The 20,885-nt window shown below is 74.0% G+C and carries 19 protein-coding genes; 15 read left to right on the top strand and 4 right to left on the bottom strand.

Features of this window, described 5'->3' with window-relative positions:
- Positions 1-124 precede the first annotated feature (124 nt).
- Both ASG41_RS12965 and ASG41_RS12960 read left to right on the top strand, forming a co-directional pair.
- A complete protein-coding gene (locus ASG41_RS12965) occupies positions 125-1,654 on the top strand; it encodes an APC family permease (RefSeq protein WP_056295355.1) in 1,530 nt (509 codons plus the stop codon).
- A 57-nt stretch (positions 1,655-1,711) separates the two neighbouring features.
- The gene (locus tag ASG41_RS12960) at positions 1,712-2,134 is read left to right on the top strand and encodes a universal stress protein (RefSeq protein ID WP_056295352.1); all 423 of its coding nucleotides are present in this window, start codon (positions 1,712-1,714) and stop codon (positions 2,132-2,134) included.
- A 139-nt stretch (positions 2,135-2,273) separates the two neighbouring features.
- On the opposite strand, the gene ASG41_RS12955 is transcribed toward ASG41_RS12960, so the two are convergent.
- Both ASG41_RS12955 and ASG41_RS12950 read right to left on the bottom strand, forming a co-directional pair.
- Positions 2,274-3,662: an aspartate aminotransferase family protein gene (locus ASG41_RS12955; protein WP_056295348.1), complete on the bottom strand. Its 1,389-nt coding sequence runs from the start codon at positions 3,660-3,662 to the stop codon at positions 2,274-2,276.
- Between the two features lie 94 nt (positions 3,663-3,756).
- On the bottom strand, positions 3,757-4,323 hold the full coding sequence (locus ASG41_RS12950) for a YdeI family protein (RefSeq protein ID WP_157519404.1): 567 nt from the start codon (positions 4,321-4,323) through the stop codon (positions 3,757-3,759).
- 62 nt (positions 4,324-4,385) lie between these two features.
- Here ASG41_RS12950 and ASG41_RS12945 point away from each other — a divergent pair, with 62 nt between their 5' ends.
- The gene (locus ASG41_RS12945; protein ID WP_056295343.1) at positions 4,386-5,117 is read left to right on the top strand and encodes a histidine phosphatase family protein; all 732 of its coding nucleotides are present in this window, start codon (positions 4,386-4,388) and stop codon (positions 5,115-5,117) included.
- Positions 5,101-6,030: an NAD(P)H-hydrate dehydratase gene (locus ASG41_RS12940; RefSeq protein WP_082556899.1), complete on the top strand. Its 930-nt coding sequence runs from the start codon at positions 5,101-5,103 to the stop codon at positions 6,028-6,030. Before ASG41_RS12945 ends, ASG41_RS12940 begins: the two co-directional genes overlap by 17 nt.
- Positions 6,031-6,034: 4 nt before the next feature.
- Here ASG41_RS12940 and ASG41_RS12935 read toward each other — a convergent pair whose 3' ends face one another.
- On the bottom strand, positions 6,035-6,583 hold the full coding sequence (locus tag ASG41_RS12935) for an ABATE domain-containing protein (RefSeq protein ID WP_056295341.1): 549 nt from the start codon (positions 6,581-6,583) through the stop codon (positions 6,035-6,037).
- An 82-nt stretch (positions 6,584-6,665) separates the two neighbouring features.
- On the opposite strand from ASG41_RS12935, the gene ASG41_RS12930 reads away from it, so the two are divergent.
- The 5 genes from ASG41_RS12930 to ASG41_RS12910 all read left to right on the top strand — a co-directional run bounded on the left by ASG41_RS12930 (position 6,666) and on the right by ASG41_RS12910 (position 9,667).
- Entirely contained in the window at positions 6,666-7,634 is a 969-nt protein-coding gene (locus ASG41_RS12930; protein ID WP_056295338.1) for an EamA family transporter, read from the top strand.
- Between the two features lie 10 nt (positions 7,635-7,644).
- Complete coding sequence (locus tag ASG41_RS12925; protein ID WP_056295331.1) at positions 7,645-8,259, top strand: GNAT family N-acetyltransferase; 615 nt, start codon at positions 7,645-7,647, stop codon at positions 8,257-8,259.
- Between the two features lie 46 nt (positions 8,260-8,305).
- Positions 8,306-8,617 carry a hypothetical protein gene (locus ASG41_RS12920; protein ID WP_157519402.1) on the top strand — a complete coding sequence of 104 codons (312 nt, stop codon included), beginning with the start codon at positions 8,306-8,308 and terminating at the stop codon, positions 8,615-8,617.
- A 112-nt stretch (positions 8,618-8,729) separates the two neighbouring features.
- Positions 8,730-9,125: an RNA polymerase-binding protein RbpA gene (locus tag ASG41_RS12915; RefSeq protein ID WP_082556898.1), complete on the top strand. Its 396-nt coding sequence runs from the start codon at positions 8,730-8,732 to the stop codon at positions 9,123-9,125.
- Positions 9,126-9,139: 14 nt separating this feature from the next.
- Positions 9,140-9,667, top strand: a complete 528-nt coding sequence (locus ASG41_RS12910) for a gamma carbonic anhydrase family protein (protein ID WP_056295322.1) — start codon at positions 9,140-9,142, stop codon at positions 9,665-9,667.
- A 9-nt stretch (positions 9,668-9,676) separates the two neighbouring features.
- Here ASG41_RS12910 and ASG41_RS12905 read toward each other — a convergent pair whose 3' ends face one another.
- Positions 9,677-11,254, bottom strand: a complete 1,578-nt coding sequence (locus tag ASG41_RS12905) for a peptide chain release factor 3 (protein WP_056295319.1) — start codon at positions 11,252-11,254, stop codon at positions 9,677-9,679.
- A 523-nt stretch (positions 11,255-11,777) separates the two neighbouring features.
- On the opposite strand from ASG41_RS12905, the gene ASG41_RS12900 reads away from it, so the two are divergent.
- The 6 genes from ASG41_RS12900 to ASG41_RS12875 all read left to right on the top strand — a co-directional run bounded on the left by ASG41_RS12900 (position 11,778) and on the right by ASG41_RS12875 (position 20,843).
- Positions 11,778-14,177, top strand: a complete 2,400-nt coding sequence (locus ASG41_RS12900) for a chemotaxis protein CheA (RefSeq protein WP_235564774.1) — start codon at positions 11,778-11,780, stop codon at positions 14,175-14,177.
- A 1-nt stretch (position 14,178) separates the two neighbouring features.
- Positions 14,179-14,622 carry a chemotaxis protein CheW gene (locus tag ASG41_RS12895; protein WP_056295314.1) on the top strand — a complete coding sequence of 148 codons (444 nt, stop codon included), beginning with the start codon at positions 14,179-14,181 and terminating at the stop codon, positions 14,620-14,622.
- Between the two features lie 174 nt (positions 14,623-14,796).
- On the top strand, positions 14,797-16,410 hold the full coding sequence (locus ASG41_RS12890) for a methyl-accepting chemotaxis protein (protein WP_056295311.1): 1,614 nt from the start codon (positions 14,797-14,799) through the stop codon (positions 16,408-16,410).
- 230 nt (positions 16,411-16,640) lie between these two features.
- Complete coding sequence (locus ASG41_RS12885; protein WP_056295308.1) at positions 16,641-18,257, top strand: methyl-accepting chemotaxis protein; 1,617 nt, start codon at positions 16,641-16,643, stop codon at positions 18,255-18,257.
- Positions 18,254-19,888 carry a methyl-accepting chemotaxis protein gene (locus ASG41_RS12880; protein ID WP_235564773.1) on the top strand — a complete coding sequence of 545 codons (1,635 nt, stop codon included), beginning with the start codon at positions 18,254-18,256 and terminating at the stop codon, positions 19,886-19,888. Before ASG41_RS12885 ends, ASG41_RS12880 begins: the two co-directional genes overlap by 4 nt.
- Positions 19,889-19,895: 7 nt before the next feature.
- A complete protein-coding gene (locus ASG41_RS12875; RefSeq protein ID WP_200938859.1) occupies positions 19,896-20,843 on the top strand; it encodes a hypothetical protein in 948 nt (315 codons plus the stop codon).
- Positions 20,844-20,885: the final 42 nt, after the last annotated feature.

The raw sequence follows: 20,885 nt of genomic DNA, 5'->3' as shown, positions 1-20,885 counted from the left end.
CTAGGGGAGATCGTCGTCACTGGCGACGGCTTCCGTCGCCGCACCAACTCGTAACACGCGAAACCCTTGTGCAGCCCCTCGGCACCTGCGATAACCGTCGCATGACCGGACTTGAGAGCGAGCGGTGAGCGCACCGGCCGACCGGGCCGACGCCCAGCCCCAGCTGAAGCAGGGGGCCATCGGGTTCGTCGACGCCCTCGTCATCGGGCTGGCCTCGACGTCACCGGCGTACTCGCTGGCCGCCGTCGTCGGTGCCGTGGTGGCGCTGGTCGGGGTGTACGCGCCGGGGGTCTTCCTGGCCTCGTTCATCCCGATGCTGCTGATCGCCTCGGCCTTCTACTACCTCAACCGCGCCGACCAGGACTGCGGGACGACCTTCTCCTGGGTCACCCGGGCGATGGGGCCGTGGATCGGCTGGCTGGGCGGCTGGGCGATCGCCATGACCGGGGTGCTGGTCATCGGCTCGCTGGCCGACGTCGGCGTCCGGTTCGGGCTGCTGGCCCTGCAGCTGGACGGCCTGGCCGGCAACGTGTTCGTCGTCCGGACCCTGACGGTGCTGCTGATCATCGCCATGACGGCGGTCTGCGTGCTGGGCACCGAGATCAGTGCCAAGCTGCAGAACGGCCTGATCGTGGCCCAGGTGGTCGCCCTGCTGGTCTTCGCCGGCATCGCGCTGACCGCGGGCCTGCGCGGCAACGGCGAGGAGGGGGGCAGTCTCACCCCCTCGCTGTCCTGGCTGAACCCCTTCGGAGCCGGCGGTGCGGCGCTGACCGGCGGGCTGCTGCTCGGGGTCTTCATCTACTGGGGCTGGGAGTCCGCGGTGAACCTCACCGAGGAGACCCAGGACGCCGAGTCCACCCCCGGCAAGGCCGCGATCGTCTCCACCGTCGTCCTGCTGGTCACCTACCTGGGCGTGACGATCGCGATCCTCAGCTACTTCGGCCCGGCGTTCCTGGCCGACCGTTCGGGGGAGGAGGAGACGATCTTCGCGACCCTGGCCACCGAGGTCATGGGTCCCTGGGACTGGGTGCTGCTGCTGGCGGTGTCCACCTCGGCCATCGCCTCCACCCAGACGACGATCCTGCCGGCCTCGCGCACCGGCCTGTCGATGGCCCGGCGGCACGCGATGCCCCCGGCGCTGGCCCGGATCCACCCGCGCTTCCGCACCCCGGACGTGTCGACCTGGACCGTCGCGGCGATCGCCATCGCCTGGTACCTGGTGGTCAACCTGATCAGCGAGAACGCCCTCTTCGACTCGCTCACCGCGCTGTCGCTGCTGATCGCCTTCTACTACTCCCTCACCGGCATCGCCTGCGCGGTGTTCCACCGCCGGCAGCTGACCCGCAGCGTGAAGGACTTCCTGCTCATCGGGGTCGGCCCGGTCATCGGCTCGCTGCTGCTGATCTGGCTGCTCGTCGAGAGCATCGGGGACCTGGCCGACCCGGCGAACTCCTACAGCGGTGAGGCCTGGTTCGGCCTCGGCCCGCCGCTGGTCATCGGCGTCGGCATCTTCCTGGTCGGCGTGGTCTTCATGCTGGTCTGGCGGCTCAAGGACGCCCGTTTCTGGGCCGAGAAGACGACGACGGCCGAGCGGCTGCAGGCCGACATCGCCGCCGGCCGCAGCGCCGCCGTCGTCGAGGACCCAGCCCCGTGACCCAGCCCCGTGACCCCGCCCCGTGACCCCTGCCCCGTCGTCCCTGAGGAGAACTGAGTGAGCATCGTGCTGGGCTACGACGAGTCCCCGGGCGCCCGTCGCGCCCTGGGACTGGCCATCGACCTGGCCGGGAAGCTGGAGGAGCCCCTCGTGCTCGTCTACGGCGCGGCCCCGCCCGGCGTCGTGGGCGAGGAGGCCGGCGAGCACGCGCGGGCCCTCACCGAGATCGGCCGGACGGCGCTCGCGCACGCCGTCACCGAGGCCGAGGCGGCCGGCGTCACCACCGTCGTCGAGGTCGTGGCCGAGAAGCCGGTGCCGGCCCTGCTGGCCGCCGGCGACCGGCACGACGCCCGGGTGATCGTCGTCGGCACCTACGGGGAGAGCCCGCTCAAGGGCGCCTTCCTGGGCTCGGTGGCCTACAAGCTGCTGCACCTGTCGACCCGCCCGGTGCTCTGCGTCCCCGCCGACCCCGCCGCCTGACCCGTCCCGCCCCTGGACCTTGGATCAGGGTCCCTGATCAGAGTCCGTCCACCCACACGACATGTGGTGCGGGTGGACGGACTCTGGTGAACGCCCCTGATCCACGCTCGGGGGCGGGGGGGGCAAGGGCGGGGACGGGCTACAGGCGGGACCAGGCCTCGGTGAGCACCGAGCGCAACGTCTGCTCGATCAGGTCGAACTCGGGCTGGCCGCAGGTGAGCGGCGGGGCGAGCTGGATGACCGGGTCGCCGCGGTCGTCGGCGCGGCAGTAGAGGCCGGCATCGAAGAGCGCCTGGGAGAGGAACCCGCGCAGCAGGCGTTCGCTCTCCGCGTCGTCGAAGGTCTCCTTGGTGGCCTTGTCCTTCACCATCTCGATCCCGTAGAAGAACCCGTCGCCGCGGACGTCGCCCACGATCGGGAGGTCGTTCAGCTTCTCCAGGGTGCGGCGGAAGTCGTGCTCGGTGTCCAGCACGTGCTGGTTGAGCCCCTCGCGTTCGACGAGGTCCAGGTTGGCCAGCCCGACGGCGGCCGAGACCGGGTGGCCGCCGAAGGTGTAGCCGTGCGGGAAGGAGACGCCGGGACGCAGGAAGGGCTCCATCACCCGGTCGCTGGCGATCATCGCGCCGATGGGGGAGTAGCCCGAGGTCATCCCCTTGGCGCAGGTGATCATGTCCGGCACGTAGCCGAACTTGCTGCAGGCGAAGGTGGTGCCCAGTCGGCCGAAGGCGCAGATGACCTCGTCGGAGACGAGCAGCACGTCGTACTGGTCGCAGATCTCGCGCACGCGGTCGAAGTAGCCGGGCGGGGGCGGGAAGCAGCCGCCGGCGTTCTGCACCGGCTCCAGGAACACCGCGGCCACGGTGTCCGGGCCCTCGAAGAGGATCTGCTGCTCGATCTGGTCGGCGGCCCAGCGACCGAAGGCCTTGGGGTCGTCGCCGAAGTACGGGGCCCGGTAGATGTTGGTGTTGGGCACCCGGAACGCCCCGGGCACCAACGGCTCGAAGTCCTGCTTGAGCGCGGGCAGGCCGGTGATGGACAGCGCCCCCTGGGTGGTGCCGTGGTAGGCCACCGCCCGGCTGATCACCTTGTGCTTGGCCGGCTTCCCGACCAGCTTGAAGTACTGCTTGGCCGCCTTCCACGCGGTCTCGACGGCCTCGCCGCCGCCGGTGGTGAAGAAGACCCGGTTGAGGTCGCCGGGGGCCTCGGCCGCCAGCCGCTTCGACAGCTCGATGGCGGAGGGGTGCGCGTAGGACCACAGCGGGAAGAAGGCCAGCGTCTCGGCCTGCTTCGCCGCGGCCTCGGCCAGCTCCCGCCGTCCGTGCCCGGCCTGGACGACGAAGAGCCCGGCGAGCCCGTCGAGGTACTTGCGGCCCCGGTCGTCCCAGATCCAGTGGCCCTCGCCCTTCACGATCACCGGCGGGGCGTGCTCGGTGTAGCCGCCCATCCGGGAGAAGTGCAGCCACAGGTTGTCCACGCTGTCCGGGCCGTAGCGCCCCGGCTCGGTGACGGGCTGCTCGGTGGTGGTCATGGGTCACTCCCGGGGGCTGCGGATCCCGTCGCCGGACGACGGCTCGACGACGGAGAGCGTAGCGAGACGACCCCTCTCCTGACGAGACCGTTCGTCAGAGTGGGCGACCTCCGGCGACCCGCCCCACCAGGTCGGCGATGGTCGCAGCCCGGCCGGCCGGGGTCCGCTTGGTCTGCACCCGGTGCAGCACCGCGTACCGCTGGGACCTGGTCAGTGCGTCGAAGGCGGTCCGGGCGCCGGGGGTGGCGGCCAGTGCTGCGGTGAGGTCCTCGGGTTCGGTCATCGTGGCCGGGCCGGCGTAGGCCTGCGCCCACCGGCCGTCGGCCCGGGCGGCCTCGACCTGGGCCAGTCCGGCCGGGCGCATCCGGCCTGCGGCCTCGAGCTCGGCGACGGTGGCCACGTTCTTCGCCGACCAGATGCTCTTCGCTCTCCGGGGCGTGGTGCGGATCGTCCAGGAGGTCTCGTCCACCGCGTTGGCCCGACCGTCGATCCAGCCGTGGCACAGCAGCACCTCGACCAGCCCGGCCCAGGTCAGCGACGGGAAGGCGCCCTTCTTGGCCAGCAGCACCGAGAGCCCCGGGGTGTCGGCGCCGTGCTCGTCGAACCAGGCGTGCGCCTCGTCGGCGGTGGCGAAGGAGCGGCGCTCGAAGTCGTCGGGCATGGCCGCCATCGTGGCCTCCCGGTCGGGGTTTCGGAACCGGTACCGACGGTCACCGTGTCCGGGTGTCCCGCAGACCGCCCGGCCCCGAGGAGCTCTGGCTGGTGCGGCACGGGGAGAGCGTGGGCAACCTCGCCGACGCGCGCGCCCAGGAACTCGGTGTGGACCGGCTGGACCTCGACGTCCGCGACCCCGACGTGCCGCTGTCCCCGACCGGGGAGCAGCAGGCCGACGCGCTGGGGCGGTGGTTGGCCGGGCAGCCCGGTCCACCGACCGCCGTCCTCAGCTCGCCCTTCACCCGGGCCGCCGACACCGCGCACCGAGCGGCCGCCGGGCTGGGCCTGTCCGTCCGGTTCGACGAACGGCTGCGCGAGCGGGACTTCGGTGCCTTCGACGGGATGACCGCCGGCGGCATCCGGGACCGGTACCCCGAGGAGGCGCAGCGGCGGCAGCTGCTGGGCAAGTTCTGGTACCGCCCGCCGGGCGGGGAGAGCTGGGCCGACGTCGCCCTGCGGGTGCGCAGCGTGCTGGCCACCGAGGCGCTGCGGCACGACGGCGAGCGGTTGCTCGTCGTCAGCCACCAGGCCGTGGTCATGGTCTTCCGGTACGTGCTCGAGGAGCTCACCGAGTCCCAGCTGCTGGAGGTCGACCGGCACGAGCAGGTCGCGAACACCTCGGTCACCCGCCACCGTGCGGACGACGGGGGCTGGTCGCTGCAGTCGTTCAACTCCGTCGAGCACCTGGCGGACGTGCGTGCCCCCGAGGTCACCGAGGAAGCCGATGTCCCGCACCCCTGAGCCCGGCACCCCTGAGCCCGGCACCCCTGAGCCCGGCACCCCTGAGCCCCAGCCCACCCTGGTGACCCCGCAGGTGCTGCGTGGGTGGCGGCTGCCCGAACCCACCGGCGGCAAGGAGGCCCGCGGTTCGATCCTGGTCGTCGGTGGCAGCACCGAGACCCTGGGCGCGGTGCTGCTGGCCGCCGAGGCCGCCCTGCGGTCGGGGGCGGGGAAGCTCCAGGTCGCCGTCCCCCGCAGCCTGGCGCCGGTGACGTCGTCCGCGCTGCCGGAGGCGCTGGTCCGCGGGCTCGCCGAGACCGACGAGGGTGCGGTGCGCGCCGATGCCGCCGACCGCGTGCTGGACCTGGCCGAGAGCGCGGCCGCGGTGCTGGTCGGGCCCGGGATGGTGGACGAGGAGCAGACCCGGCTGCTGGTGCAGCGGCTGTTGCCCGAGCTGTCCGGCCCGCTGGCACTGGACGCGCTGGGCCTGGCCGCCGTCACGGCCGACCCGGCCTGTCTGCACCACCTGGAGGGCCGGGTGGTGCTCACGCCGAACCCGACCGAGCTGGCCTTCGGGTTGCACGTGGAGGAGGTCGAGGACCCACCGCAGGCCGCCCGGGAGATGGCGGCCCGGGCGCGGGCCGTGGTCGCACTGGGCGGGGAGACCAGCTGGGTCGCGGCACCCGACGGTCGGCTGTGGCGGGACGAGAGCGGCGGTGCTGGGCTGGGCGTCTCGGGGTCCGGCGACGTCCGGGCCGGGGTGGTCGCCGGCCTGCTGGCCCGCGGCGCGGAGCCCGCGCAGGCCGCGGTGTGGGCCGCCCACCTGCACGGCCGTGCGGGGGAGCGGCTGGCCGCCCAGGTCGGCCGGCTGGGCTTCCTGGCCCGCGAGCTGCCGGCGGAGGTCCCCCGGGTGCTGAGCGAGGTCGACCTCTAGCGGCTCAGCCGCGCTGGCGGCGGGCGCGGTAGGCGGCCGCGTGGGTCCGGTTGGCGCAGCTGGCGTCACAGAAGCGGCGGGACCGGTTCTTGGTCAGGTCCACCAGGGCCGCGCCGCAGCCCTCGGCCTCGCAGCGGCCCAGCCGGTCCAGCTCCTCCGTGCGGACCAGGTCGGTGACCGCCATCGCCGCCTCGACCGCCATCCGGTGGGCGACCGGCGCGCCGGCCTCGGTGGCGTGGACGTGCCAGCCCCAGTCGCCGTGCCGGACCAGCTGGGGGAGGGCGCGCCCCTCCTGCAGCAGCCGGTTGACCACGGCGACGACGCCGTCGGTGTCGGCGTCCCACATCTGCGCCAGCTCGGCCCGCAGCGCGTGCACCGCGGTCAGCTCGGGCAGGTCGCCGACCCGGTCGCCGGTGAACGCCCAGGTGTCCAGGAACGCGTCCAGTGCGGCCGGGTCGGGGAGCAGCTCGGTGCCGGCCCCCGAACCGCTGGCGGTGTTCACCAGGCCGGCGGCGGCATGCAGCCCCACCTCGGTGTCATGGGCAAAGAGCATGTAGCTCCTGACTTCTGCTACGGTCCGGCACGTCAGGAGTGTACGTCCCGATGGTCCTGACGCCGTCGTGAGGAGAACTGCCGTGCTGGACCGTCGTACCGGGTCGACCGGCCTCCTGCTCGCCCTGGCCTCCGCGGCCGCGTTCGGCACCTCCGGGGTGTTCGCCACCGGGCTGATGGACGCCGGCTGGAGTGCGGCGGCCGCGGTCACCGTCCGCGTCGGGCTGGCCGCCCTCGTGCTCACCGTGCCTGCCGTGCTCCAGCTGCGCGGCCGCTGGCACCTGCTGCGCGAGAACGCCGGTGCGGTGCTGGCCTTCGGCGTGCTGGCCGTGGCCGGCTGTCAGCTCACCTACTTCCTGGCGGTCTCCCGGCTCTCGGTCGGCGTCGCCCTGCTGCTCGAGTACTCCGGCGTCGTCCTCGTCGTGCTGTGGACCTGGCTGCGGCACGGGCAGCGCCCGAGCCCGGTCACCGCGGCGGGTGTCGTCGTCGCCGTAGTCGGGCTGGTGCTGGTGCTCGACGTCGTCCGCGGTGCGCAGATCGACGCGCTGGGCGTCGTCTACGGCTTGATGGCCGCGGTCGGGCTCGCCGTCTACTTCATCGTCTCGGCCCGGTCCGACGGCGCGCTGCCGCCGCTGGTCAGCGCCTGGGGCGGCCTCGGCGTCGGAGCGGTCGTCCTCGGGGTGGCCGCCGCCGTCGGCCTCGTCCCCTGGCACACCGCCACCGCGGACGTCGAGCTGGCCGGCTCCCCGACCAGCTGGCTGGTGCCCGTGCTGGGCCTCGCCCTGGTCGCTGCCGCGTTCGCCTACGCCTCGGGCGTCGCCGCGATCCGCCGGCTGGGCTCCCGGCTGAGCTCCTTCATCGGGCTCACCGAGGTGCTCTTCGCCGTGCTGTTCGCCGCGTTGCTGCTCGGCCAGGAACCGGGTGTCGTGCAGCTGGTGGGCGGGGTCGTCGTCCTGGCCGGGATCGTGCTGGTCCGCGCCGGCGACCGGCCGGCGGCCGTCGTGGACGTCGACCCGGTGCCCGCCGTGGGAACCCGGTTGCCCGCCGTCTGACGATGGGGGCGTGGACACCGCACCCGAGAAGACCGACGGGGTGGTCCGGCTGCGCGCCCACCGCCCCGACGACGTGCCCGAGGTGGTGGCCCAGTGCCAGGACCCGGAGATGCAGCGCTTCACCGCCGTGCCCGCGCCCTACACGGCCGCCGACGCCGCGGGCTTCCTCGCGGCGGTGGATGCGGGCTGGCGCGACGGATGGCTCGCTGCCTGGGCGGTCGAGGTGGAGGGCCGGTTCGCCGGGACCGTCGACCTGCGCCTGCAGGAGGGGGACTGGGCCGAGATCGGCTACGGCCTCGCGCCCTGGGCGCGCGGGCGCGGTGTGATGGCGCGGGCCCTCGACCTCGCCCTGGGGTGGGGCTTCGGCACCCGCGGCCTGGTCGGGGTCGAGTGGCGCGCGTACGTCGGCAACGACGCCTCCCGGCGGGTCGCCGAGCGCTGCGGGTTCCGGGTCGAGGGCACGGTGCGCGGCCTGTGCGTCTCCCGGGGGCGTCGGGTCGACGCCTGGATCGGCACGCTGCTGAGCACCGACCCCGCCGCCGTCCGGCTCGCCGACGGGGTGGCGGAAGCGGCGTTCGGGCTGGTCCGGGGCGCCTCGCCCGAGGGGGAGTCGCAGGGCTCGTGAGCGGTTTGGACCCCACGGGACCGGTTCCCCGCCTATCGTGGGCCAGATGAACGGCAGTCAGGACACCACGACGGACGCTGCGATCCGGGCCATCCGGCTCGCCGATGCCGAGCGGCAGGCCGCCCAGTCCGCTGCCCGGGACGCGCAGCGGACCTGGGAGGCGGCGCTGGTGGCGGCCGTCGAGGCCGGCTACGCCCCCTCCGCGGTGGCCCGGGAGGCCGGGGTCACCCGCAACCGGGTGTCCCAGCTGGTCTCCGCACACCGCGCCGCGCTCGCCCAGGCGTCCACGGCAGCCACGGCGGCACAGCCCGCGGCCCGTCGTCCCGGCCCGCGGATCGTGCCCAGCCCGCTCAGCTGAGCGGTCGCCGGGGTCTCCTGTCGACCCCAGCGGCGTAAACCGCGTTTGCGCATCGTCGGGTGGGGTTACTGTGGAGTAGTACAACACCCCACCGACCCGAGGAGAGCCCGTCGTGGCTGACAACCTGCGTGGGTCTCGGATGGGGGCGACCAGCCTGGAGAACGTCCGCGGCGCCGTCCTCGCCGACACCCTGACCCACACCTACGAGTGCCCGGCCGGCCACGACGTCCGCGTGACGATGGCCGCCGACGCCGTGCCCCCGAACGCCTGGGCCTGCCCGAACCACGGGCGGGTCTCGGTCCTCGTGGTCACCCCCCAGACGCCGCAGGCGCCGGTGCTCGCCGAGGGTGAAGAGCCCCCGACGACCGGGCGCCAGCGCAAGACCGGCCCCCCGCGGGTCAGCAAGACCCCGTGGGAGATGCTGCTGGAGCGTCGCGAGATCTCCGACCTCGACGAGCTGCTCACCGAGCGGCTGGGTGTGCTGAAGGCGCGACGCACCCGCCAGTGAGGTAGGCAGGAGGCGTGCAGCCTCCTCTGATCGGCGCCCTGGGCGACCGCGTCCCCACCGTCCACGACACCGCCTTCGTCGCCCCCACCGCCGTGGTGGTGGGCGACGTGACCCTCGGCCCCCGGGCCTCGGTCTGGTACGGCGCGGTGGTCCGTGCCGACGCCGAGGTCGTGGTCGTGGGCGCCGACTCCAACGTGCAGGACGGCTCCACGCTGCACAGCGACCCGGGCTCCCCGCTGGTGCTGGGAGACCGGGTCACCGTCGGGCACCGGGTCGTGCTCCACGGCGCCCGGGTCGACGACGACGTGCTGGTCGGCATGGGCGCCGTCGTCATGAACGGCGCGCACATCGGGGCCGGCTCGATCGTCGCGGCCGGAGCCGTCGTCACCGAGGGCACCCTCGTGCCGCCCGGGTCGCTCGTCGCCGGCGTCCCGGCGAAGGTCGTCCGCGAGATGGGCGACGCCGCGGTCGAGCGGATCCGGGCGAACGCGGTCAGCTACACCGACCGGCTCGACCAGCACCGCGCCCTGCGCGAGGTCTGAGACCCCGGGTCAGAGCTGGGCGGCGACCAGCGGCGTCAGGGTCAGGTGCGGCTTGTTCTGCTCCAGCGCCCGCAGCGACCACTTGTCGGTGAACAGCGCCAGCAGCTCGCCGTCGGGGCGCTGCATGACCTCGGCGCCCCGGGCCTTGGAGATCTCGGCGGCGGACTCGGCGTCGGTGGCGCGGGCCAGGCTGTAGGGCAGGTTCTCCAGGCTCACCTTGGCGCCGAACTCGTGCTCCATCCGGTGCTGGGCCACCTCGAACTGCATGGGCCCGACGACGGCGAGCACCGGGGCGCCGTCGCCGCGGCACTCGGAGACCAGCACCTGCACGACGCCCTCGCCGGCCAGGGTGTCCATCCCCTTGCGGAACTGCTTGTACTTGCTGGTGTCGGCGACCCGGGCGACGGCGAAGTGCTCGGGGGCGAACGTGGTGATCGGCGGGTAGACGACGGGTGCGTCCACGAACAGGGTGTCGCCGACGCCGAGCGCGCTGGCGTTCACCAGGCCGACCACGTCGCCGGGGTAGGCGGTCTCGATGGTCTCCCGGTCCCGGCCGAACACCTGCTGGGCGTACTTGGTGGCGAAGGGCCGGTTGTTGGCCGCGTTGGTGACGACCATGCCGCGCTCGAAGACCCCGGTGCACACCCGGATGTAGGCCAGCCGGTCGCGGTGGCCGGTGTCCATGCCGGCCTGCACCTTGAAGACGAAGGCGCTGAACGGGTCGTCGAGGGCGCGCGGCTTGCCGTCGGCGTCGGGCCGGTCGGCCGGCGGGGGAGCCAGGTCGACCAGGGTGTCCAGCAGCAGGCCGACGCCGAAGTTGCTCACCGCAGAGGCGAAGAGGACCGGGGTGGTGGCGCCGGCGAGGAAGAGCTCCTCGTCGTGCTCGGCGCCGCTGGACTCCAGCAGCTCGCTCTCCTCCAGGGCCGTCGTCCAGGCCTCGCCCTCCTGGGCCAGGGCGGCGTCGGGGTCCATGACCTGCTCGGGGGCGATGGTGGCGCCGCCGGCGGTGCGGGTGAAGTGCCGGTAGCTGCCGTCGCGGCGGTCCAGCACGCCGCGGAAGTCCCCGGCGATGCCGACCGGCCAGGTGAGCGGGGTGGGGGTGAGGCCGGTGCGCTCCTGGATCTCGTCCATCAGCGCCAGGGCGTCCAGGCCCGGCCGGTCCCACTTGTTGACCACGGTGATGATCGGGATGCCCCGGTGCTTGCAGACGGCGAAGAGCTTCATCGTCTGGGTCTCCAGGCCCTTGGCCGCGTCGACCAGCATCACGGCCGCGTCGACGGCGGTGAGCACCCGGTAGGTGTCCTCGGAGAAGTCGGCGTGCCCGGGGGTGTCCAGCAGGTTGACCACCGCCTCGCGGTAGGCGAACTGCAGGGCCGCGGAGGTGATGGAGATGCCTCGGGCCTTCTCCATGTCCATCCAGTCGGACACGGTGGCCCCGCGGCCGGCCTTGCCGTGCACGGCGCCGGCCCGGCCGATGACGTGCGCGTGCAGCGCCAGCGCCTCGGTGAGCGTGGACTTGCCGGCGTCGGGGTGGCTGATGACGGCGAAGGTGCGCCGGCGCGCGGCCTCGGTGGCGGCGGTGCTCACGGTGCTCCTGTCTTCACCGGCGCGCCCGGAGGCAGGGACACGGTGCTGGGGTCGTACGGGACCCCCGAGTCTACGGCGGTCGGCGGCGGGCCCCCGGTCGCTCGGTCGACCGGCCTCCCCGGTGACGATCCGGTGACGTCGGACGCACTCTCCGGGAATGGTCGTCCGCCGCCGGTCGTCGAGTCGACACGAGCGTCGCGGTGACCATTCCCGGCGAGTCACCGTGTCGACCCGGCGGACGACGTCACCGCCCGGCCGGACGCCCTCGTTCGGTGTCGTTGGCTGCGTAAACACCGCTGCTCCGGGCTCGTGTCGACCTGGTACGGGTGGTGACCGTGGGGCCGCAGGGGCGGTGACACCTCAGGCGTCGACCATTCTCGGAATGGTCGTCGCCGCACTCGCGGAATGCGCGGAGAAAGGCTCACCACTTCGGGTTGAGAACGTCCCGGCCAGGCCGTAACCGCCTTCGACAGCGGAGCACGACCGCTGCGATGACTCGCTTGGACGGTGACGCGTGGACGGCATGGACGACATCGTCGAGGACTTCCTCGTGGAGAGCCACGAGAACCTCGACCAGCTCGACCGCGACCTCGTCGCCCTCGAGCAGGACCCCGGGTCCCGGGAGCGGCTGTCCAGCATCTTCCGGACGATCCACACCATCAAGGGCACCAGTGGCTTCCTGGCCTTCGGCAAGCTCGAGGAGGTCACGCACGTCGGGGAGAACATGCTCTCCAAGCTGCGGGACGGCGTCCTGGAGCTGACCCCGCACCGCACCGACGCGCTGCTGACCATGGTGGACACGGTCCGCGAGCTGCTCGGCTCGATCGAGACCGCCGGCAGCGAGGGCGCCGTCGACGTGTCCCCGGCCGTGGCCGCGATCGTCGCCTCGATGGAGCCCGTGGCCGTGGCAGCCGCCGCCGGCCCCGGGACGACGGGCACCGCCGCACCGGCCGCCGCCGAGGCCACCGAGCCCCCCGCGACCGCCGAGGGCACCGCCCCCGACCCGGTCCTCGACGACCTGCCGGCCGGCGTGGCCGTCACCGAGGCCAGCGCCGTGCTGGCCGAGGCCGCCGAGGTCGTGGACGCCGTCCCGGTCCGCCGCACCGACCAGACCCCGCCCCCGGCGCCGAAGGCCCCCGCCCGGGCCGCCGCCGAGGAGCACCACGAGGAGCAGGCCCCCGGCCGCCGCGCGGTCGCCGACTCGACCATCCGGGTCGACGTCGACCTGCTCGACGCCCTGATGCAGCTGGTCGGCGAGCTGGTGCTGACCCGCAACCAGATCGTGCAGTACGTCTCCCGGCAGGCCGACACCGACCTGGTGCGAGCCGGGCAGCGGCTGAACCTGATCGCCAGCGAGCTGCAGGAGGGCGTCATGAAGACGCGCATGCAGCCCATCGACCACATCTGGTCCAAGCTGCCCCGCGTCGTCCGCGACCTGGGCCAGCAGTGCGGCAAGCAGGTCCGGCTGGCGATGGAGGGCAACGAGACCGAGCTGGACAAGACGCTGCTCGAGGCGGTCAAGGACCCGCTGACCCACCTGGTCCGCAACTCCGTGGACCACGGCATCGAGACCCCGGAGGCCCGACGCGCGGCCGGCAAGCCCGCGGACGGCGTCCTGAGCCTGCGGGCCCGGCACGAGTCCGGCCAGGTCGTGGTCGAGGTCGCCGACGACGGCGGCGGGATCGACGCCGCCCGGGTCGGGGCCAAGGCCGTGGAGCGCGGCCTGGTGACCGCCGACGCGCTGTCCCGGATGAGCCACTCCGACGTGCTGCAGCTGATCTTCTCCCCGGGCTTCTCCACCGCGGCCGCCGTCACCAACGTCTCGGGCCGCGGTGTCGGGATGGACGTGGTCAAGACCAACATCGAGGCCATCGGCGGCACCATCGAGATCGAGTCCGAGGCCGGCAGGGGCACCTGCACCCGGCTGCGCATCCCGCTGACGCTGGCGATCGTGCCGGCGCTGACCATCGAGTGCGCCGGTGACCGGTACGCCATCCCGCAGGTGAGCCTGCAGGAGTTGGTCAGCCTGGACGCCGAGAAGGCCGCCAGCGCGGTCGAGGAGATCGGCGGGGCCCAGGTCTACCGCCTGCGCGGCGAGCTCCTGCCGCTGGTCCGGCTGGCCGACGTCTTCGGTCTGACCTCGGACCGGCACGACGGCCACGTCGTCATCGCCGTCCTGCGGTCGGAGGGGCGTCGCTTCGGCCTGGTCGTGGACCGGGTCATCAACACCGAGGAGATCGTCGTGAAGGCAGTCGGTGCGCAGCTGAAGTCGATGGGCCTCTACTCGGGGGCGACCGTCCTCGGGGACGGCACCGTCGCCCTCATCCTGGACGTCCAGGCACTGGCCCGACGGGCGCTGCGCGCCGAGAGCGTCGAGCGTGCCGAGCAGCGGGCCCAGTCCCAGGCCGACGCGCACGCCGCCGGCCCGGCCGAGCGGCAGCGGATGCTGCTGGCGGCCATCGGCGGCGGACGGCGGGTCGCGATCCCGCTGGACACCGTCACCCGGCTGGAGCAGCTGCGGGCCGACAGCGTGGAACGCGTCGGCTCCCGCGAGGTGGTCCAGTACCGCGGCGCGATCCTGCCGATCGTCCGGCTGGACCGGCACCTGGGCGCCATGCCCAGCTACGGCTACGGCGAGGAGACGGCGGCCCGCGAGGTCCTCGAGGTCATCGTGTACGCCGACCGGGACCGGTCCGTCGCGATCGTGGTCGAGGAGATCCTCGACATCGTCGACGACTCCGAGGTCCTGCACTCCGACATCGACGACGCCGGCCTGCTGGGCTCGGCCGTCTTCGGCGACAAGGTCACCGAGCTGCTCGACGTCCGGGCCGCGATCCTCGCCGCGGACCCCTCCTTCTACGCCTTCGACGCCCCTGCCCACCCCGACGCCACCGGCGTCCCGACCGGTCTCCTGGCGGTCTGACATGAGTGCACCCACCACCACCCGGGCCACCACCCAGCTGGCCACCTTCTGGCTCGACGGCGACCTGTACGGCGTCGAGGTGGCGCACGTGCAGGAGGTCCTCCGGGCGCAGAAGCTCACCCGGGTCCCGCTGGCACCGCCGGCGGTGGCCGGCCTGATCAACCTGCGCGGCCAGGTCGTCACCGCGATCGAGCTGCGCGAGCGGCTGGGCCGCCCGGCCCGGCCCGAGGGCGCGGACTCCGTGGTCATCGTCGTCCGGATGCACGGGGAGGCCGTCAGCTTCCTGGTCGACGGCATCGCCGACGTCGTGCACGTCGACGCAGCGGACTTCGAGCAGCCGCCGGACACCCTGGACGGCCGCGCCCGCGAGCTGATCCGCGGCGCCTACAAGCTCGACGGCCGGCTGCTGCTGGCCCTGGACGTCGCCCGGGTCGTCGCGGACTGACCCCCGAGGCCGCCGGTCCCGGCGCGCCCCGCACCACCCGTGCACCGCAGCGCCGCCGGACGTCCGGCGGCGCTGCCTCCCACGCCCGCACTGCCCACACCGCCCGCTCTGCCCGCTCTGCCCGCTCTGCCCGCACAGCCCAGCCACCCAGCCACCCACCACGGGGGAACCACCATGAGCACCACCGTCTCCGACCGCCTGGGCTCCCTGGGCGTCCGCACCAAGATCCTGGCCGGGGTGTCGGTGGCCGCGGTGGCCGCAGCCGTCGTCGGCGTCGTCGGGCTCTCGGCCCTCTCAGACTCGGCCGACCGCACCCAGGTCGTCTACGCCGACGACGTCCGCGGCGTCGAGCTCGCCCAGGAGATGCGCTTCCAGCTCATCTCGATCCGCTTCGCCCAGCTCAACCGCACCAACGCCACCAATGCCGAGGACGACGAGGCGCTGGCGCGCTGGACGGCCACCCGCGGCGAGTCGGTGCAGGCCTTCGAGGACACCGCCGCGGAGCTGACGGACTCGGTCCGCCTGTCCGAGGCCAACCAGCAGGTCGTCGCCGACGCCGCCGCCGGCGTCGACCGGTACGTGGACCTGACCGCCCAGCTGGACGCGTTCACCGCGGCCGGTGACCGGGCCGGCTGGCAGAACCTGCGCGACACCCAGGTGACCCCGCTGATGACCGGCGTGGTGGACGCCCTGGACGGTCTCGCCGAGGACCGGTCGGCGGCCGCCCAGGCGGACGCCGAGGCCGCCGCGGCGGCCTACGAGCAGACCCGCTGGGTGCTGCTGACCACGCTGGTCGTCGGCCTGGCCGTGGCCCTGGGCCTGGGCATCGCCGTCGCCCGCTCCATCGTCGGGCGGCTGCACAAGCTGCAGGCCGCGGTCTCCGCGCTCGCCGGCGGCGACCTCACCGTGCGCACCGGGGTCGACTCCGCCGACGAGGTGGGCCAGACCGCCAAGCTGCTCGACGGGGCCCTGGTCGACCTGCGCGCCCTGATGTCCTCGGTCGTCGGTTCGGCCGATGCGGTCGCGGCGTCGAGTGAGGAGCTGTCGGCGTCCTCGGCGCAGATCTCGGCGTCGGCGCAGGAGACGTCGTTGCAGTCGGGGGTGGTGTCCAGCGCTGCTGACGAGGTGTCCCGGAGCGTGGCGACGGTCGCCGCGGGTGCGGAGGAGATGTCGGCGTCGATCCGGGAGATCGCGCAGAACGCCAACGAGGCCGCTCGGGTCGCCGCGGGTGCGGTGACCGAGGCCGAGGCCACGAACGCCACGATCACGAAGCTGGGGCTGTCGTCGAAGGAGATCGGCGACGTGGTGAAGGTGATCACGAGCATCGCCGAGCAGACGAACCTGCTGGCGCTGAACGCCACGATCGAGGCCGCTCGTGCCGGTGAGGCGGGCAAGGGCTTCGCGGTGGTCGCCAACGAGGTCAAGGAGCTGGCGCAGGAGACTGCCCGGGCGACCGAGGACATCGCCCGCCGGGTGGAGGCCATCCAGGCCGACACCGGTGGTGCGGTGGCGGCGATCGGCCGGATCGGTGAGGTCATCGGTCAGATCAACGACTACCAGCTCACGATCGCCAGTGCCGTGGAGGAGCAGACGGCCACGACCAACGAGATGTCCCGGTCGGTGGCCGAGGCTGCCGGTGGGTCGACCGAGATCGCCGCGAACATCACCGGGGTCTCGACCGCGGCCAGCTCGACGACCGAGGCGCTGGGTCAGACCCGGGTCGCCGTGGACGAGCTGTCCCGGATGGCCGCCGACCTGCGCACCACCGTGGGCCGCTTCACCTGGTGACCCCTCCCCCCGCACCGGGGGCCCGCCGGTCACCGCGCCGCCGCACCATCTCGCCGCCGCACGACCGGCACCACCGCACGACCGGCACCGCCGCACGACCGGCACCGCCGCACGACCGGTACCACCGCACGACCGGCACCACCGCACGACCGGCACCACCGCACGACCGGCACCACCAGACGGCGCCAGACCCGCGCCGGCCACAGCGCAGCACCCTCGGGGGAACCACCATGAGCACGTCAGAGCAGGCGAGCCGCGCCGCACGCGCCCGGCGCTGGACCGTCGACCGGCCCGTCGGGGTCAAGATCGGCGCCGCGGTGCTCGCCCTGGTCCTGGTGGCCCTGGCGGTGGCCAGCGTGGCCGCCGTCCGGATCGGTGCACTGCGTGCCGGGGAGCAGGAGCTCTACCGCGACACCGTCGTGCCGCTGACCCAGCTGGCCCAGCTGCAGGACTCCTTCCAGGGCGACCGCGCCCGGGTCGTGGCCTACGGGGTCTCCGACGCCGAGGGTCGTGAGTCGCTGCGCGCCGACCTGACCACGCGCCGGGCCGAGATCACCGCCCAGGTGGCCGCCTACGAGCCGGTGGCCGCCGACCCGGCCGCCTTCGCGGACTTCCAGGAGATGCTGGGGTCGTACTACACGCTGGCGGAGGAGGTGCTCTTCGCCCGCGCCGACTCCGGTGACCAGGCCGAGTTCACCCGGGTCTACCGCGACATGGTCCGGCCGCTCGCCGCCGCCGTCGGCAAGCCGTTGCAGGTCGAGGCCGCAGCCCAGGCCGCCCGGGCGGCCGACCGCGCCGACGCCGACGCCGAGGACGCCGGCTCCGCGCTCACCACGATCTGGCTCGTCGTCGGCATCGGCGTGCTGGCCGCCGTCACGCTGACCCTGCTGGTGGTCCGCCGCATGCTGGCCACCATCCGCTCGCTGCGCGGGTCCATCGACGCCCTGGCCCGGGGCGACCTGACCGTCGAGCCCGAGGTGACCACCGACGACGAGCTCGGCCGGACGGCGGTCGCCCTGCGGTCCGCGCAGTCCGCCCTGCGCACCCTGATGGCCTCCGTCGTCGGCTCGGCCGACGCGGTCGCGGCCTCCAGCCAGCAGCTGGCCTCGTCCTCGGCGCGCATCTCCTCCTCGGCGGAGGAGACGGCCCTGCAGTCCGGGGTGGTGTCCGGTGCCGCCGACGAGGTGTCCCGCAGCGTGGCCACCGTCGCCGCCGGCGCCGAGCAGATGAGCGCCTCCATCCGGGAGATCGCGCAGAACGCCAACGAGGCCGCCCGCGTCGCCGCCGGTGCGGTGACCGAGGCCGAGGCCACCAACGCGACCATCCAGAAGCTGGGTGCCTCCTCCAAGGAGATCGGCGCGGTGGTCAAGGCGATCACCAGCATCGCCGAGCAGACGAACCTGCTGGCCCTCAACGCCACGATCGAGGCCGCTCGCGCCGGTGAGGCGGGCAAGGGCTTCGCCGTGGTGGCCAACGAGGTCAAGGAACTGGCCCAGGAGACCGCTCGCGCCACCGAGGACATCGCCCGCCGGGTCGAGGCGATCCAGGCCGACACCGGTGGTGCGGTGGCGGCGATCGGCCGGATCGGTGAGGTCATCGGTCAGATCAACGACTACCAGCTCACGATCGCCAGTGCCGTCGAGGAGCAGACCGCGACGACGAACGAGATGTCGCGCAGCGTCGCGGAGGCCGCCGGGGGCACGACCGAGATCGCCGCCAACATCGGTGGCGTCTCCTCCGCGGCCGGCACCACCACCGAGGCGCTGGGCCAGACCCGGGTCGCCGTGGACGAGCTGTCCCGGATGGCCGCCGACCTGCGCGCCACCGTGGGCCGTTTCTCGTGGTGACCGCCCCGCCGGTCCGCCGCGGGCCCGCCGACCTGGGCCTGCGCGCCCGGCTCGGACTGGCCTTCGGTGGGGTGGCCCTGCTCGTGGTCGGGTGCGCCGTCGCCGGCGTGGTCGCCGTGGGCGAGCAGCGCGACCTGGCCCAGCAGGTCACCGCCGTGGACGGCGTCGTCCGCGACGCCGAGACCATGCGCTTCCAGATCGCCGACGCCACCGGGTGGCAGGGCTTCGTGCTGGCCGACGTCGCCGCGTTCGGCCCCGAGGTCGCCCTCGGCGAGGACGGCTACAACCGGGCCGGCTTCCTGGCCAGCCGGGACTCCGTCTACGAGTGGCTCGACACCGTGGACACCTCGGGCATGGACGACGTCGAGCTGGCCGCCTTCGCCGGGCTCCGACCGGCCTGGGACAGCTACTTCGGCTGGGACGACCAGGTGGTCGAGTGGATCCGGCCGGGCACCCGCGAGGGCCTGGCCACCGCCCAGACCTCGATCAACGGCGGCGAGGCCGGCGAGGCCTACGGCATCGTGCTGGACATCGCCGACGAGATCGCCGCCTCGGCGCAGGCCCGGCTGGCCGGGCTGGAGCAGGAGCAGGCCGCGGCACAGAACCGGGCCGGCTGGCTGCTGACCGTCGCCGGTGTCGTGGGTGTGCTGCTGGCCGCGCTGCTGGCCTGGCTGGTCACCCGCTCCCTGGTGCGCCCGCTGGAGTCCATCCGGGCCGTCGCCGAGGCCGTCGGCGCCCGTGACCTCACCCGGACCACCGGGCTCCACCGACGGGACGAGGTCGGGCGCACCGGTGCCGCGCTCGACGCCGCCGTCACCGAGGTCCGGCAGCTGGTCGCCCAGCTCGACGCCTCCGCCGACGCGGTCGCCGCGTCCGCCCAGGGGCTGTCCGCGTCCTCCGCCCAGATCGCCTCCTCGGCCGAGCAGACCTCGGCCCGCTCCGGCCAGGTGTCCGGTGCCGCCGACGAGGTCTCCCGCAGCGTGGCCACCGTGGCCGCGGGTGCCGAGCAGATGTCGGCGTCGATCCGGGAGATCGCCCAGAACGCCAACGAGGCCGCCCGCGTCGCGGCCGGCGCGGTGACCGAGGCCGAGGCCACGAACGCCACGATCAGCCGGCTGGGCGTCTCCTCCGCCGAGATCGGTGACGTGGTCAAGGTGATCACCGCCATCGCCGGTCAGACCAACCTGCTGGCGCTCAACGCGACCATCGAGGCCGCCCGCGCCGGTGAGGCCGGCCGGGGCTTCGCGGTCGTGGCCGACGAGGTCAAGCAGCTGGCCCAGGCCACCGCCCGCGCGACCGAGGACATCGCCCGCCGCGTCGAGGCGATCCAGGCCGACACCGGTGGCGCGGTCGCCGCGATCGGCCGCATCGGTGAGGTCATCGGACAGATCAACGACTACCAGCTGACCATCGCCAGCGCCGTCGAGGAGCAGACCGCCACCACCAACGAGATGTCCCGGTCGGTCGCCGAAGCCGCCGGTGGGTCCACCGAGATCGCCGCCACCATCACCGGGGTGAGCACCGCCGCCGGGGCCACCACCCAGGCGCTGGACGCCACCCGGGTGTCGGTGCAGGAGCTCTCCGCCATGGCCACCGAGCTGCGCGGCGCCGTCGCGCGCTTCACCCACTGAGCCGGCCGTGCCCTACTCGCTGGTCAGTGCCGCGACCCTCGGCTTCGACCTGGTGCGGTTGCCCGCCGGCCGGGACGTCGCCGGGGTCCTGCTGACCGGGCTCGGCGCCGACGCCGGGCACCTGCGCCGGCTCGCCGCCGCCCACCCGGTCGCCAGCGGCACCCCCTCCCAGCGGGCCCGCTGGGTGGTCCGCTCCCGCCGGGTCCGCGAGCTCGCCCAGTCCGGGGTGCCCTCGCTGCGGGCCTCCACGACCGGGCTGGACCCGCAGACCCGGGCCGCGGCCCTCGTCGACCTGCTCGAGCAGGGCACCGTGGGCGACGCCGCCTCCGTGGAGCGGCTGCTGCGCGACGACGTCCTGGGGCCCGAGTCCTCCGCGGTGCCCGACGTGTCCCCCGACGTCCGCGAGCTCGCCGCCGACGTGCTGTCCGACGCCGCCGTCGCCGGGTGGGCCGCAGCGGTCCTGCCCGCCCGGGACCGCCGGGCGCTCACCGACGCCCTGGACCGGGTCGGCCCGGCGCCGGAACCGCACCTGGGGCCCGCCGCGGACGCCCTGCACGACCTCCTGGAACGGCTCCGCGGGGCCACCGGACCCGACCGCGAACGCTGGCGCGACGCCGTGGACGAGGTCCGCGAGGGCCGTCGCTCCTGGGCCACGGCCATGCACGGAGCCTCCTGGGCCGCACACGTCTCCGGTCGCACCCGTGCCCTGGCCGCCGGCCAGCTGCTCGCCGCCCGCGCGTTCGTCGACGGCGGGTTCACCCCCGGCGACGGCGCCCGCGGGGTGTGGAACGCCGTCGCCGGGGTGGTGCAGGGCGTGGCGATGAGCGACCTGCTCGACGGCACCTCGCTGGACCAGCTGAGCGCCCCCTGGGCGCTGGTCACCGGCGGTCCGCGCCCCGGCCTGCCGCCTGCCCCGCCGGACGTGCCTGGTCCCAGGGACCACCCGCAGGGGTGAGGCCGCCGGCTCAACACCGGCCACTGACGTGCCGAAAGACCA

Origin of the sequence: Modestobacter sp. Leaf380, from assembly GCF_001424485.1 — a bacterium.
GTDB lineage: Bacteria > Actinomycetota > Actinomycetes > Mycobacteriales > Geodermatophilaceae > Klenkia.
This window is presented reverse-complemented; position numbering and strand designations above follow the sequence as displayed.